The sequence below is a fragment of the Ruegeria sp. BC1 genome, assembly GCF_056539305.1.
On record NZ_JBQFUT010000010.1, the window covers coordinates 114,863 to 129,209 of the forward strand.

Below are 14,347 nucleotides of genomic sequence, written 5' to 3' on the forward strand. Positions count from 1 at the left end.
GAAACCCGTTGGAGAACCCACGATGTCCGATTTCGACCCGATGCTTCTGAAATGCGAATTTGACCGTCTGACCGCCATGCGCCACATGGGCCGCGTGTCAGGCGTGGCGCGCGGTGTCATTGAAATACAGGGGTTGGAGCGGAAGGCCCGGATCGGCGACCACCTGACCCTGCGGCGGCGAAACGGGCCCGATCTGCCGGGTGAAGTGCTGCACGTTGAGGCCGACGTGATTCACATGATGCCCGCAGCCGCGCCGGATGGAGTGTGCTTGGGCGACAAGGTGATTCTGGACCAAGTACCCGCATTTGCGCCGGGCATGCACTGGCTGGGGCGGGTGATTGATCCATTTGGAATTCCGCTGGACGGCAAACCCTTGCTGTCTGGCGCGCAGGATCAAGATATCATGCGCGCACCGCCCCCGGCTGTAGAGCGTAAGCCGTTGGGCGCGCGGATGGAGACCGGGCTGGCCATGCTCAATACCATGTTGCCTGTGGTGCAAGGGCAGCGCATCGGACTGTTCGCAGGATCGGGTGTGGGCAAGTCCACTCTGCTGGCAACGCTGGCGAGATCCATGCAGGCGGATGCGGTGGTCGTCGCGCTGGTCGGTGAACGCGGGCGCGAGGTGAACGAGTTCGTCGAACAAGCGTTGGGGGCTAAGGCGATGAAGCGTTCGGTCGTGGTCGCGGCAACATCTGACCAGTCGGCCCTGGCACGCAGGCGCTGCGCATGGTCGGCGATGGCCGTGGCGGAATACCTGCGCGATCAGGGACTGAACGTGTTGTTTCTGGCCGACTCAGTGACCCGCTTCGCCGAGGCGCATCGCGAAATCGCCGTTGCAATGGGAGAGGCGCCATCGCTGCGGGGCTTCCCGCCTTCAGTCACACCCTTGATTGCTGGCCTATGTGAACGGGCCGGTCCGGGAACTGTTGACCAAGGCGATATCACCGCCGTGTTCAGCGTTCTGGTCGCCGGATCGGATATGGATGAACCCGTCGCAGACATCCTGCGGGGTGTGCTGGACGGGCATATCGTTCTGAATCGCGATATTGCCGAGCGCGGACGCTTCCCGGCCATCGATCTCAGCCGTTCGGTTTCGCGCAGCCTTCCGGCGGCGGCGACACAGCGTGAAAACCAGATAATTTCTGAAACCCGCAAGCTGGTCGGCGCCTATGAGCAGTCCGAGGTTATGATCAAGGCGGGGCTTTATAGCGAAGGCGCCGATCCGCTGCTGGATCAGGCCGTGCGGGTGCATGCGGAGCTGGATGCGTTTTTCGGAAAGCCTGAAAATGACAATACCCAGAACAGCTTCAACCGCCTGCAGCTGATCCTGCGGCGGACCAACGCCAACCTTCCAGGCTAGGGAATTCTGAACAGTTTTAAGTGTTAAGCCAGCCTTAAGACCTGCGCTGCTACCCCGGTAGTCGGGTGATAAAAAGGTGGTGGAGATGGGTGCGCAATCCAATGCGGCGCCAATCATCATCAAGAAGAAACGTGTGTCCGGTGGCGATGGCCACCACGGTGGCGCGTGGAAAGTCGCATATGCCGACTTTGTCACGGCCATGATGGCGTTCTTCATGTTGATGTGGCTGCTGAACGCAACGACTGAGAAACAACGCAAGGGTCTGGCGGATTACTTCTCGCCCACGATTCCGGTGAATCCGGTTTCGGGCGGCGGCGACGGGGCTTTTGGCGGCAACAACATGTTTTCTGAACTGACCATGGTGATGGATGGCACCGGTGCCACTAAACGGCACCCGACAATTGCGCGGCAGGCCCGCGGGTCGATCGGCGTGCATCCCGATGGCGGCAAGGAGGTGTCCGAGGAATTCTCGACCCTCGAAGCGCGACTGTTGGGGCGGACTGGGGAAAGCATGGTTTCGGACAAACTGCTTAAACATATCGTCACGCGCGTCACTGACGAAGGTCTGGTGGTAGAACTGTTCGATACAAAGGATCAGTCACTGTTCGAATCGGGCACCAACCAGCCAACGCCGATGATGCGCGCCCTAGCATTGTTTGTGGCTCGATCCGCGGACCTGGTGACGAATGACGTGGCAGTTGAAGGCCATGTCCGCGCCTCGCCGTTGGTTCTGGCGCGCGACCCGTCCTGGGACATTTCGACCTCGCGGGCGCAAGCGGTACGCCAACTGCTTGAAGACAAAGGGTTTACACCATCACGACTGGATCGCGTCACAGGGCATGCCGATCGGGAACTATTCGACGAAAACCCGATGGCGGTGCGCAACAACAGGATCGAGATCATCTTTCTGCGCAATGTCTGAGAACCAAAGGATAGAACGCATTTTACCTGTTAGCGCGCTGTTAAGGCCCAGCGCGTTAGCTGTTGCCTCAAGGATTGACGCAACAGAAGGGCGTGCCAATGACGATTTCCTCCTCGCTGAATGCCGGTGTGGCCTCATTGAAGGCCAACGCCAACCGGTTGGCCACCATTTCAGACAACATCGCGAATTCCTCGACCTTTGGGTACAAACGGGTCGAGACGGATTTTCATTCGATGGTCACGTCTGGACAGGGCGGCAGTTATTCGGCTGGCGGGGTTCGTACAACCAGCCAGCGCCTGATCGACCAACGCGGTTCGCTGGTCACCACGAACAACTCAACTGATCTGGCCGTCCGGGGGCGGGGCATGCTGCCGGTGCGCCCAAGCTCGCAAATCGCCGGTGGTTCGAATGAGATGTTGTTGACCACGACTGGATCGTTCCGCACCAATGAAGAAGGATATCTGGTCACAGAATCCGGCCTCGTCCTGCTGGGATGGCGGGCGAACCCAGACGGCTCGATCCCCTCGGTTCCACGGGATACACCGGCGGCGCTGGAGCCTATTCAGCTCAGCGTCAATCAGTTGTCCGGCGCACCGACCACACAGATGAACCTGCGTATGAATCTGCCAGCCACAGCCACCGATGCCGGGGCACCTGGGGATTCGCAGCCTCTGTCGGTCGAGTATTTTGACAACCTCGGCAAATCAGAAAGCGTTGATATCGAACTGGTACCGACCGTTCCGGCAACCGGAACAAGCAATGAATGGACCATGGTTCTTCGCGATTCAGCCTCGGGCGGGGCAATCATCGGGGAATACACCCTGACTTTCACGGACAGCCGTACGGCGGGTGGCACACTGGCCAGTGTTACAGCTGTTTCAGGCGGGGCCTATGACCCGGCGACCGGCAGCGTTGTAGTTAATGTTGCGGGTGGCCCGATGGAGGTCAATATCGGTCAGCTTGGCGACGCAGACGGGATCACGCAACTGTCCGACACCTTCGCCCCGGTCTCGATCACCCGTGACGGTTCGGCCGTAGGTACAATGACCAGCGTTCAGGTCGATGAAAACGGGTATGTCTACGCCTTTTATGACACTGGTATCAGCCGCCGGATGTTCCAGATTCCTTTGGCAGATGTGCCCAACCCCAACGGCCTGACCGCGCTGGACAGCCAGACCTACGCGCCATCGCGGGACAGCGGGACATTCTTTTTGTGGAACGCGGGTGAAGGCCCAACCGGCGACCTCGTTTCGTTTGCTCGCGAGGAATCGACCACCGACATCGCGACCGAGTTGACCTCGCTGATTCAGACCCAGCGCGCCTATTCCTCTAGCGCTACGGTGATCCAGACCGTCGATGAGATGTTGCAGGAAACCACCAACCTCAAACGCTGATTTGAGCACTGATCTGAAAAGGGGGCTGCATCATGAACATGTCGACGGCATTCAATAACGCCTTGAGTGGCCTAACCGCCGCCAGTCGGGGCGCTTCGGTTGTGTCGGACAACATCGCCAATGCGCTGACGCCCGGCTATGCCCGCAGGTCGTTAGAGGTCACGACGAATACGATCTCGGGTCATGGCGTGCGCACGGTTGGGGTTGTTCGACATCAGGATCCGGTTCTAACCGCCAATCGCCGCTCGACAGACGCAGAACTGGCGCATCAAACAGCATTGGCGCGCTTTCACAGCGGCGTCGAAAACTTGGTCGGCACAGCAGATGACCCCACTTCGCTGGCGACCCGGCTGGCAGAGTTCGACAACAGCCTGATTACAGCAAGCAGTCTGCCAGACTCGGCCGAGCGGCTGGATCAGGTTGCCCGCACTGGCCGTGACCTGGCCACAGGCCTGAACTCGGCGTCCGAGGGGGTGCGGCACCTGCGGTCCGATGCGGATCGCGCCATCGGCAAGCAGGTCGACAGCCTGAACCAAACCCTGAAGGATATCGAGGCGCTGAATGCCAAGATCCCATCGGTAAAAAACTCGGGCGGGGATATCGGCGGCCTGCTGGATCAAAGGCAGGTGTTGATCGATAAGGTCAACGAATTGGTTCCGGTCAACGTGGTTCCGCGCACGAATGATCAGGTGTCGCTGTATTCGGATGGCGGCCTGATCCTGCTGGAAAACACGGCGGCTGAATTCTCGTTCACCACCACCGGCGACACCAAGCCCCATATGACGTTGGGAAACGGATTGCTGTCCGGGCTGGAAATGAACGGCAGGCCCGTGCGCACCAGCGGTGACAGCGCCCAGATACGCGGCGGGGCGCTTATGGCGCATTTCCAGATTCGCGATGAACTAGCGGTACAGGCACAGGCCGATCTGGATATGGTCGCCCTCGACCTGATTGAACGGTTCGAATCCCCAGGGCTGGACCCGACCTCTCTGCCAACCGATCCGGGACTGTTCACCGACGCCGGGAACCGGTTCGATGTTACCGCACCTTCCGGGCTGGCCTCACGTATCAGTCTGAATTCTATCGTAGATCCCAACAATGGCGGTGACAGCTGGCGTTTGCGGGCCGGGCTGGGGGCAACCACCGCCGGTGATCCGGGCGATGCCACTCAGCTGCAGGCTTTCAGCGCGATCCTTAGCGCCACGCGCGCCGTTTCCGGTGCGCTCTTTGGCACCGGCGACATGCGCGCTTCTGACCTGACCGAGGCGCTGGCGTCCAGGGTCGGGGCTAATGCCCATACGGCAAATCAACGCCTGAGTTTTGCCAACAGCGCCCAGTTGGAAATGGCCCGGATTGAAGCCGAACAGGGCGTAGACACTGATCATGAGATGCAGCGCCTGATGGAGATCGAGCAAGCTTATGCCGCAAATGCCAGAATCATCTCGGTCGTGGATGAGCTGATGGATACATTGTTGAGGTTGTGATGATGAATTTAACGTTTAACGGTGATCTGGCGCGGGGCATGGCTTTGCAGGCCCGCTCTACCGAACTTAAACACCAAGTCGAAACCCTGTCCTATGAGATGTCCACGGGCATGGTTCAGGATGTGCCAGGCCGCCTCGACGGCGACTACTCGCACCTGTTGGATCTGGATCGCAGCCTGTCTCGGCTGGAGGCCTATAAAGTCTCGACAACTGAGGCCGGTTTGTTCACGGATGCGATGCAGCTGAGCCTGACAACGGTCGATGAATCCGTCACCGAGTTCACCTCCGCCTTGCTGTCCTTTGGGACGTCAAACCAAGTGGCCAGTCACGAAAACGCATCGGTTCAGGCCCGACATGAGCTGGACACGATCGTTTCGGCGCTGAATACACGAGCGGGGGGGCGCAGCCTGTTTTCAGGCACGGCGACAGATGTCTCACCATTGCCTTCCGCCGATACGATTTTATCAGCGTTAGAGGCAGAATTGACCGGTCTAACCACGGTGGCGGATATCCGGCAGGCGGCCGAAGACTGGTTCAACGACCCGACCGGTTTCGACGCGGTGATTTATCAAGGTTCGGACACGGAGCTGGCCCCGATGCAAATATCCGAGAATGAAAGCGTGCGCGTACCTATCACGGTGACAGATCCGGCACTCAAGGATGCGCTGCGGGACATTGCCGTTGCCGCCGTGGTGTCGGACGATGCTCTGAACCTGTCGCCTGGCCTGCGCACGTCTCTGTTCACGGAATTGGGTATTGATCTGGCCAATACCCAGAGCGACGTTGTAAATCTGCGCGCTCAGGTCGGTGTCGCCGAGGCCCGGATCGAACAGGCCGCAACACGCAACAGCGCGGCGCGAACAAGTCTGGAGTACAGCCGAAATAAGCTGATTGCCGCTGATCCGTATGAAACTGCAGCGCAACTGCAGGCCGTCCAGTTCCAGCTGGAAAGCCTGTATACCGTCACCGTTCGCAACGCGAACTTGTCGCTGGTGAATTTCCTGAGATGAGAATTCTTGTTTTCCTATTGATGCTGCTGCCCGGGCTGGCGACCGCGGGTACGATTCGTCTGAAAGACCTAGTGAATTTCGACGGCGTACGAGGTAACGATCTGGTCGGCTACGGCCTTGTTGTCGGGTTGAATGGCACCGGCGACGGGCTGCGGAACTCGCCTTTTACCGAAGAAATCATGTCGAACATCCTCGAGCGGCTGGGCGTGAACGTGAACGGCGAAGATTTCCGCCCAAAAAACGTGGCCGCGGTGCTGGTGACCGCCAGCCTACCGCCCTTCGCGCGGGTCGGGGGGCAAATCGATGTGACCGTCTCTGCCATCGGGGATTCCAAAAGCCTGTTGGGCGGGACCCTGATCATGACGCCGCTCAACGCAGCGGACGGTCAGATTTACGCGGTTGCACAGGGCACCGTTCTGGCTGGTGGCGCTGTGGCCGAGGGCGACGCGGCCTCGGTGGTTCAGGGCGTGCCCACATCCGGCGTGATCCCGTCAGGTGCTCGGGTCGAGCGTGAGATTGACTTTGAACTCTCCGCGCTGACGCAAATTCGTCTGGCCCTGCGCGAGCCGGATTTCACCACTGCTGGTCGCATTGAAGCCGCCATCAACACCGAATTCAACCGGACCGTCGCTATCATGCGCGATTCCGGGACGGTCGAATTGAACATCGCGGCCACGCAAGCGATATCACCGGCCCATGCCTTAGGGCGGATCGAAAACATCCTGGTCGAACCGGAAACCAAGGCCCGTGTCGTGGTAGATCAACGCTCGGGCACCATCGTCATGGGGCAAGAGGTTCGCATTTCTCGTGTCGCGGTGTCACAGGGAAATTTAACGCTGACGGTGGAAGAAGCACCAATCGCGGTTCAACCCAACCCGTTCGCGCGCGGCGAGACCGTTGTAGTCCCCCGGACAATCGCTGGCATCGAAGAAGACGGAACTGGCCTGGCCGAGATACCCGAAGCAACCACCCTGTCCGAGGTCGTAGCCGGGCTGAACGCGCTGGGGGTATCGCCTCGCGACATGATCGACATTCTGAAGACGATCAAAGCCGCAGGCGCATTGCATGCCGAATTTGTAGTTCGTTAATCCCCAGCAATGGCTTTCTCAGCTCAGGTGATCCGCTCCCTACTTGGACTTCCAGCTGTCCAGCCACCGTTTGATCCTGCTACTGCGTTCCTCGATCGCGTCCCCGGCCGCGTAGAGCCCATCCTCCATATTCTCGAGCACCGGATCGACCCGCGCCTCGCGGAAACGGCGCCAGCGCACCCAGATGGCCCAAATCAGGGCAAAAAAGATGGTCAGGAAGATGATGTTAAACCACGGAATGATCCGCATATCCGGGTTATCGACCTGCCAAATTTTCACAGCATTCGGAAAGATCGAGAGGAATTCGCTGCGCCATCCATAGTGGCGCACCACAACCCAGCGCGGATTTTCAGTCGCGGATTTTAGATCGGCCGCCTCGGCCTGCAGGTTTGAGGAATTCAGCTTGAAATACGGTGGCCAGCCCCAGCCCGTATCCTCATTCCGGTACACCATGACCTTGCCGTTGGTCTTGCGCGTCTGGATGAAAAACACGTCCCGGTTTGGCGTGGTCGGATCGCTGCCCACATCCTGAACCGACCAGAAGATGCTGTTTTCACCGGGGTCGATACGCTTTTCGTAAGTATCTGAAATTCTGACCACATCGTGTTGCGGCAGGGTATAGTTTAGCACCGAGGCAACCGTGCCCCAGAACAGAATGATGATGGCCCATTTGATGTAACGCATAAGCGAAACCCTCACATGAAATTCGAAACGTAAATCAGGATCGCGATCAGGCCCAACGGCACCACATAGATCCCCAGGATCAGTTTCCTTCGAAACGACCCGTCATATTTTTGCAGCCCCCGTTGAACAAAGGCATCGCGGTCGCCGGTTAGCCCCTTTTTCTCCCAGTGCGCGATCAGCTTACTGCGCCGCACCCAGCGGGAATAGATCGACACGCCGACATAAAGAACAGTCAGCACGATCAGTAACGGGATCAAAAAGCGGAGTGCGACAAACATTTAACTTCTCCCAACCGCACCCCAGGGCCCAACGCGTGCGATAATGTCCTCGCTGACCCTGTCATTGCCGCTCATGTCCGGTTCATGGCCGAACAGCGCGGCGCGGGCACCTGCCTTGTCCACCTGATACTCGCGCGCAAGGAAGTCGGCAACATAGGCTTTCTTGACCTCGGGCCAGCGGGCATAGGTACTGTAGAACAATTCCTTGTGGCAGATGAACATCTGGCGCGGGTCCAGCGGGGCAAGCTCGGCCAGCAGCATGTTCACCAGATCGCAGTTCGGGGTGTCCGCCGCGCGCAGCGTGTAAAAATAGGCCGCATGGTCTGAAGTGATGCGCGGCCAGCGTCCTCCATCGGTTGCCCAGCGCATCAACTGCGCCAGCCCATGATAGGCCTCGGGCAATCGATCCGCGTGGTTACGGGCCAGCCGACGCATGTCGCTGCGGTCCAAACCGGTCAGGTCCACGCCTGAATTTGCAGCGGCGTTTACAGTCAGGAAATCCATCTTTTGCTGCAGGATCGCAGCCGCGTCCACGCCGCGCGCCTTGACGATCGGTTCAACCAAATCGTTGTACTCCAGGAACTTGGCGATCTGGTTCCGCTGCGATGGATCAAATACGTATTTGATCGGCAGGTCGTCAGGTTTTTCGCCCATGCAGATCGCCGCCGGGTGGTCCATATCCGGAAACAGGTAGAGCCCGCCGAAATGCGCCGTCCAGAAATTGCGCTGCTCGAAGGCGGTATGGCGCAGGCGGACGGGGTTGCGGGTGACGTCACCGGTTTCCCTGGCGGTTTCGATCATCTTGGCGATCAGCACATCGTCGAACCAGGCGTCTTCCTCGGTTTTGAACCGTTCGACCATGCCCGCCAGTTGCTGGGCCTTGCGCAGGGTGCCGCCCGCGGTGTCGGCCTCAATCTCGATCTTCCGGATGTTGAAAAGGTCGCGCGGGGTGCTGAGTTTGATGACAGAGTTCACCAGCTCTCCAGCCACCGCATCGGTGGCAGTCAGGGCGAACAGCTGCGCCTCGTTCATCTCGATGAATTCACGCAGGATATCGCGCGAGGTTGAGAATTTCACGTTCAGCAAAGGCGCGCGTTTCTGCTCGGTCGTCAGCAGGATGAACTGCCGGTTGACCCCGTTGGGGTTGAGGTAGAGCTCATCCTCAAGTTCAATCCCCACCTCCGGCGAATAGCCCGAGATATCGACATGGAAATCCGTCAGCGCCGTGGCCTTGCCCGCCAGATGCTGCAGCGCGCGGTTATACCGCTCGACCAGAGCCGGGCTGGAGATGTGGACGAGGTTTCCGAACATCAGGCCTTTTTCGATGAGGCGGATCATTTTCTAGTCAACAAGTGTTTCCGAACCAGTTTCATACCTATCCACAAGAGCAGCAACCAAACGACCATTCGTGCTATCCCGACCATAGCAGCGAAGCCAACGTCAGCATCTTGGGGTGCATTTGCGGTAAGAGGTATCGTCAGCAACTTTGACAGTAAAAAACTGCCAACGAAAACAACAGCCCAAGGTATTACATTTAGAAGATTTTTCATTCTCTTTTTCCGTTCGTTTTACTATTTTTACGTGTAGAGCAACCTAATTCCCCTCCAGATACCGCCGTTTGGCCTCTTCCATCCGGCCCATCTCGCGGACGGCGTTCTCGATGGCGACCTCGTCGCTTTTGTCGGCATAGCGGAACTCGCTGTCGGCGTAGCGGTTGATCTCTTGAATCACCATCTCGACCGTGATTGGCTGCCGCAGGTCCTCTATCATCGCCTTCTTGGTGTCGTAGTCGCGGAACAGGAACAGGTCGGGGTTTTCCATCCACTCGTCAGGCAGTTCGAAATCCATCGCGCGGACCTTGACCGCGTCGGTGATGTTCTTGATCGCCCGGCCGGTGAAGCGCTCATCCGCCTGTTGGATCGCCTTGAGATAGGTGCCCAGCTTGGCAATCGTGTCCATCTGACCAATATCGCCGGATACCCGGTCATAGACCTGCAGCAAGGCGTCCTCATGCGGGCGGGAATGGCTTTCGAAACTGGCGGCGACGGCCTTTTTGATCTCCTGCGCGGCATAGGCCTCGTGCGCGCCCAGCGGGATGTCGTGGTTCCGGCCCATCAGCAGGTGCAGGATGTCGATGTAATCCTCACGCGTTTGCGGCCCGTCCACCAGGAACCGCGCGCCCGCCCGCTGGCGCAGGGCGTCGTCCACGTTCTCGGGGTAGTTCGAGAACATGCCAAAGGTGCAGTTGCCGCGCACCACGGTGTTGGCGCCTGCAAAGCTCTCCATCAGCACGGCGGTGATTTCCAGCTGACCGGCCGAGGACTGCCTGTCGCCGCGTTTGCCCGCCAGCTGGTCGATATCGTCGATAGTGCCGAAGCCGATGACCGAGGGGTCGATGATCGTGTTGATAAACGCCTTGGCGTTCTGACCGGATTTGCCCTGATAACTGTCGATATTGTCGGTGCTCAGGTTCTGATAGCGGAACGGATAGCCAGCGTTCTGGCAATAGTCGTTGATCAGCCCGGCCATCATCTGGATCAGGGTGGTCTTGCCGGTGCCCGGTTTGCCATCGCCCATGAAAGTGAAGATGAACCCGCCAAGCTCCGCGAACGGGTTCAGGCGGCGGTCGAAATCATAAGCCATGACCATCTTGGCCAGCTTCATCGCCTGATACTTGGCGATATGGTTGCCCACCACCTCATTCGGTTTCTTGAACGTCATGGTCAGGGTGGTGGATTTGGCCTTGGAGGCTGGCTCAAAACCCCGGATCGTCAGATCATCCGCCTCGATATGCCAGGCGGCGTTCTGGAACGGGGCCAGATGGCCGGCAGACTGGGCGCGCAGAGCGGCCTTGTCCATTAATTGCTCGGCATAGGCACTGGTAGCCGCGATCAGATGCGCGTCGTCGGGGGCGTGTTTGGCAAGGGTCTGATCCAACTCCCACAAAGCACCGTGCAGGGCGAGTTGGCCGTTATCGGTCAGGACCTCTTCTATCTCTCCGATATCCGCGGTGGTTTCGCCCAGATGCGAGGACATCAGATAGGCCAACGCGTTGCCGAAGGTATGCGACGTGATCAGAGCCTCAGCCGTCAGCAGTTCGGAAAACTCAGTCTTACGGGCGGGTGGCAGATCACCGGCAAGGTTTGCGCGTTTCAGATCGGCCAGCGGGGTCTGTTCCGCATAAGCCTCAGCCACGGCCAGAGCGATGGCGATGGCACGCCGGATCGCCTGCTGCGTAGTCGCCTGCGGCGGCGAGACCAGCGTGTCGCCATCATCCGAAGCCTCGATCCGTTCGACCAAATGCACTCCGTCGGCCCGCACGGTGCGGCGCGTCACCAGCCCCGGCGTTGTGGATCGAAACCGTCGGCCCGTAGACACACCCGGCGAACGCTCTACGGCGGCCTCAACAGGTTTCGCAATCCGCGGTGCGTGTTCGAACCCGTTCAGCAAAGCGGTCGCCGCCGGATAGTGTTTGCGAATGTCGTCTTCGCGCAATTCCATCTGATCTGACGTCAAACTCATTTCAAAATCGCCTTTGCTGTCTTCAATATCTCAACACCTGCCCGGCCTTGCTGACGACGAACTTACGAACGTCGGCAAAACCCGGCGGGTTGCGTTCGGCCAGCACCTGAAACGGGCGCTGGGGCAGGATGATCGACCGTTGGGTGCGGGTGGCCCCGGTTTCGGCCCCCTGCCCGCCGAAGGGGTCCAGTGCAAAAACCTCGCGCTCGACGGTCGAGAACCACCCGGCGCGTTCTTCGATGACCTCTTCGCTTTCCAGTTCCTCAGTGGTCCAGGCCAGCGCCCAGTCCTGCCCCTCGGGCGCTTGTGCATCCTCAAGCACCTGCCGCAGAGGGCCGGATTGCTCGGTATAGGCCGAGGAATACATCGGTCCCACATGAATGCGGCGCAGGTGTTTGGGGTGCAGGTCGTCGAAATCCTGATCGAACCCCTTGGCGATCGTCACCAGTTTCAGCCCGCCCAAGGACTGCGCCATCAAATGTGCCTGCACCTCGGGCCAGCGGCGCTGATCTTTTGGCAGGGCTGTCTTACCGCTGTCTTCTAGCTGCATCAGGTAGATGACCGGCAGGTTGATCTGGCTGTCATAAACCGCCCAGTGGATCATGAACTTGCGCCGGTCGCCTTCATTCCCGATCCAGTGGCATTCGGGATCGTTGCGGGCCCAGAACAGCTGACCCTTCAACAATTCCTCGTAATAGAGCCTTTGGGACAGCGCGAATTGCAGCTTGGTCGGAATTTCTCGGTCGCCAATGATCGTCCGCACCATATCTGTTTTCAGATCGTCTTCCGAGGGCATATTCGCCAGATGCACCTGCGCCTGCTGCGCGTCATTGGCCATAGTCAGCAGTTCAGCCGCCACCGGAAACCCGCTGTCGCGTTTGTCCATGGCGAGGCTGCCAAAGAACCGCCCCGTATCGCGCCCGACCAGTAGGTACTTCATGCTGAGCGCGCGGAAGGTGTAAAGCAGCCCCGAGAGATACCGCGACACGATCCGCACCTCTTGCTTGCTGATCGCGCCCTCCGCCTCCATCGTCGCAGCCACGCGCAGGAGGTGGACAGTGATCACCTCGAATTTGCGGAAATAGCGGCGCGAGGCGAAGGTGTCGGTCAGGCCAACGTGGTCTTGGATGGGGTTTGTGTCGTTCATCTTGGAGCGTCCAAGTCCTTCCCATTTTTGTCGATGTGGAACCACCACCGATATAACGGCGAACCTTTACTATTCAGAACCACTTCGGGATTAACTCCAACTAAGCGTTGAAACCGACGCCCCCGTTCACTGCCCCAGCTGAGCCAACACAGCAGCCGTATGAACGAAGCTGCAACGACCATCATCAGCAGCGCCTGTACGACTTCTGGATAAGCTGGTTTCTCGTCGATGAACCCCAATCGCTCCAGTATTCGCGGCAGTTCCAATGGTCCAAGACTTGCAGCTAGCAAGAGGAATTGCTGGTGAGCGAAACGCACTTAGCCCCCATACAAATTCTTATCATGCTTCTCGACAATCGAGGCAAAGCGCCGAGCGAACCGTTCGTCGGCCTTGGCCTTTTTCTCCAGCACGTCGCGGGCAAAGACCATGTGGTCCTCATGCGCCTCAAGCATGTCGGCCATCTTTTGGTTGGTGGCGGTACCGATGGCGGCCATCGCGGTTTGCGCCTCTTGGTCGGTCTGCACGCCGATCTCGTTGATGCGGTGGGCCACGTCCTGCTGCTGCGCGGTTTTCAGCGATTTGGTCAGGGCGTCATACAGCACCACGCGCTGCTGTGTGTCTGTCTGCAGCTTGTTGATCAGCACCATCTGCGTCGCCGCCTGGTTTTGCAATGAGTCGACCCAGGTCTTGCCCTTTTCGATATAGCGCTCCAGCGTTTGCGATTTGGCCAGCTTGACCTGCTCTTCTTGAACCTTGGCGTTATATTGCTTGTTCAGCTCGGCCAGTTCGGTTTCCAGCTGGGTGCGCGCGGCGGCGTCCTGTTCGACGCTGATCTTGTTCTCCAGCGTGATGATCGTCGGGTCCATGCCCTGTATTTCGGCGCGCAAAGCCTCCAGCTCGGCCACGGTGGCCTCACGGTCGTCCAGAGTGCCGCTCAGGTTGTCCTCTACCTTCACGCGCTGTTCCTCCAGCACCGCCAACTGCCCTTCCAGCAGTTTCACGATCACGTCCGATTTGGCGATCAGGTCCTGCAGCTTGTCGTCGATATTGGCAGTGCGCATCCGCTCCTGCCGCATCGACTCGGATTTGGCCTTGGCAAAGATGCCAACAAACGATTCCCACCCTGTTTTCGAGCGCATCTCGTCAAAATCTTTGGAGAACGCATTGGTGACGTCGTCCAGACCCATGATCAGCTCGGCAATATTGGCGTTCATCACCTCGGTATGGGCGTGCACATCTTCAAGCGTGGCGTTTTCGATGTCGATATCCGCTTCAGCCGTTCCGATCTTGGCCCGCGCCGCTTCGATCCGGCTGGTTAGCCCTTCGATCTGTGACTGGCTTTCGCGAACTTTGGCCTGTGTTTCCTCGATCAAGGCGTCGAACTGATGGTCAGACATCTCTGCTATCCCTTTTTTCTTTAATTACCCAATAAGATAGGGAATGTTACGTCTATTTACA

General features: G+C 58.8%; 13 protein-coding genes. 6 read left to right on the forward strand and 7 right to left on the reverse strand.

The window, feature by feature from the left end; all coding sequences use genetic code 11:
* Window positions 1-40 precede the first annotated feature (40 nt).
* From ACR0IY_RS19095 to ACR0IY_RS19120, 6 genes are all read left to right on the forward strand, one after another.
* On the forward strand, window positions 41-1,360 hold the full coding sequence (locus ACR0IY_RS19095) for a FliI/YscN family ATPase (protein WP_480676244.1): 1,320 nt from the start codon (window positions 41-43) through the stop codon (window positions 1,358-1,360).
* A gap of 85 nt (window positions 1,361-1,445) precedes the next feature.
* Window positions 1,446-2,282, forward strand: coding sequence for a flagellar motor protein MotB (locus ACR0IY_RS19100; RefSeq protein WP_480676126.1), 837 nt, complete (start codon window positions 1,446-1,448; stop codon window positions 2,280-2,282).
* Between the two features lie 98 nt (window positions 2,283-2,380).
* The gene (locus tag ACR0IY_RS19105) at window positions 2,381-3,676 is read left to right on the forward strand and encodes a flagellar hook protein FlgE (protein ID WP_480676127.1); all 1,296 of its coding nucleotides are present in this window, start codon (window positions 2,381-2,383) and stop codon (window positions 3,674-3,676) included.
* Between the two features lie 32 nt (window positions 3,677-3,708).
* Entirely contained in the window at window positions 3,709-5,160 is a 1,452-nt protein-coding gene (gene flgK, locus ACR0IY_RS19110) for a flagellar hook-associated protein FlgK (protein WP_480676129.1), read from the forward strand.
* On the forward strand, window positions 5,160-6,170 hold the full coding sequence (locus ACR0IY_RS19115) for a flagellin (RefSeq protein WP_480676130.1): 1,011 nt from the start codon (window positions 5,160-5,162) through the stop codon (window positions 6,168-6,170). Before flgK ends, ACR0IY_RS19115 begins: the two co-directional genes overlap by 1 nt.
* Entirely contained in the window at window positions 6,167-7,258 is a 1,092-nt protein-coding gene (locus tag ACR0IY_RS19120) for a flagellar basal body P-ring protein FlgI (RefSeq protein WP_480676132.1), read from the forward strand. The genes ACR0IY_RS19115 and ACR0IY_RS19120 overlap by 4 nt, the downstream gene beginning before the upstream one ends.
* 39 nt (window positions 7,259-7,297) lie before the next feature.
* On the opposite strand, the gene ACR0IY_RS19125 is transcribed toward ACR0IY_RS19120, so the two are convergent.
* The 7 genes from ACR0IY_RS19125 to ACR0IY_RS19155 form a co-directional block, all read right to left on the reverse strand.
* Entirely contained in the window at window positions 7,298-7,942 is a 645-nt protein-coding gene (locus ACR0IY_RS19125) for a DUF1523 family protein (RefSeq protein ID WP_480676134.1), read from the reverse strand.
* Between the two features lie 11 nt (window positions 7,943-7,953).
* Window positions 7,954-8,220: a hypothetical protein gene (locus ACR0IY_RS19130; RefSeq protein WP_480676136.1), complete on the reverse strand. Its 267-nt coding sequence runs from the start codon at window positions 8,218-8,220 to the stop codon at window positions 7,954-7,956.
* Entirely contained in the window at window positions 8,221-9,558 is a 1,338-nt protein-coding gene (locus ACR0IY_RS19135; RefSeq protein WP_480676138.1) for a DUF6638 family protein, read from the reverse strand.
* Between the two features lie 255 nt (window positions 9,559-9,813).
* On the reverse strand, window positions 9,814-11,742 hold the full coding sequence (locus ACR0IY_RS19140) for an AAA family ATPase (RefSeq protein ID WP_480676141.1): 1,929 nt from the start codon (window positions 11,740-11,742) through the stop codon (window positions 9,814-9,816).
* A gap of 22 nt (window positions 11,743-11,764) precedes the next feature.
* A complete protein-coding gene (locus ACR0IY_RS19145) occupies window positions 11,765-12,889 on the reverse strand; it encodes a hypothetical protein (RefSeq protein ID WP_480676143.1) in 1,125 nt (374 codons plus the stop codon).
* Window positions 12,886-13,206 carry a hypothetical protein gene (locus tag ACR0IY_RS19150; protein ID WP_480676145.1) on the reverse strand — a complete coding sequence of 107 codons (321 nt, stop codon included), beginning with the start codon at window positions 13,204-13,206 and terminating at the stop codon, window positions 12,886-12,888. The genes ACR0IY_RS19145 and ACR0IY_RS19150 overlap by 4 nt, the downstream gene beginning before the upstream one ends.
* Window positions 13,207-14,286: a hypothetical protein gene (locus tag ACR0IY_RS19155; protein WP_480676147.1), complete on the reverse strand. Its 1,080-nt coding sequence runs from the start codon at window positions 14,284-14,286 to the stop codon at window positions 13,207-13,209.
* Between the last annotated feature and the right edge of the window lie 61 nt (window positions 14,287-14,347).

Bases quoted from the DNA above. Each gene is read 5' to 3' on its own strand.
- ACR0IY_RS19095 (WP_480676244.1), top strand. From the start codon at position 41: ATGCTTCTGAAATGCGAATTTGACCGTCTGACCGCCATGCGCCACATG.
- ACR0IY_RS19100 (WP_480676126.1), top strand. From the start codon at position 1,446: ATGGGTGCGCAATCCAATGCGGCGCCAATCATCATCAAGAAGAAACGT.
- ACR0IY_RS19105 (WP_480676127.1), top strand. From the start codon at position 2,381: ATGACGATTTCCTCCTCGCTGAATGCCGGTGTGGCCTCATTGAAGGCC.
- flgK (WP_480676129.1), top strand. From the start codon at position 3,709: ATGAACATGTCGACGGCATTCAATAACGCCTTGAGTGGCCTAACCGCC.
- ACR0IY_RS19115 (WP_480676130.1), top strand. From the start codon at position 5,160: ATGATGAATTTAACGTTTAACGGTGATCTGGCGCGGGGCATGGCTTTG.
- ACR0IY_RS19120 (WP_480676132.1), top strand. From the start codon at position 6,167: ATGAGAATTCTTGTTTTCCTATTGATGCTGCTGCCCGGGCTGGCGACC.
- ACR0IY_RS19125 (WP_480676134.1), bottom strand. From the start codon at position 7,942: ATGCGTTACATCAAATGGGCCATCATCATTCTGTTCTGGGGCACGGTT.
- ACR0IY_RS19130 (WP_480676136.1), bottom strand. From the start codon at position 8,220: ATGTTTGTCGCACTCCGCTTTTTGATCCCGTTACTGATCGTGCTGACT.
- ACR0IY_RS19135 (WP_480676138.1), bottom strand. From the start codon at position 9,558: ATGATCCGCCTCATCGAAAAAGGCCTGATGTTCGGAAACCTCGTCCAC.
- ACR0IY_RS19140 (WP_480676141.1), bottom strand. From the start codon at position 11,742: ATGAGTTTGACGTCAGATCAGATGGAATTGCGCGAAGACGACATTCGC.
- ACR0IY_RS19145 (WP_480676143.1), bottom strand. From the start codon at position 12,889: ATGAACGACACAAACCCCATCCAAGACCACGTTGGCCTGACCGACACC.
- ACR0IY_RS19155 (WP_480676147.1), bottom strand. From the start codon at position 14,286: ATGTCTGACCATCAGTTCGACGCCTTGATCGAGGAAACACAGGCCAAA.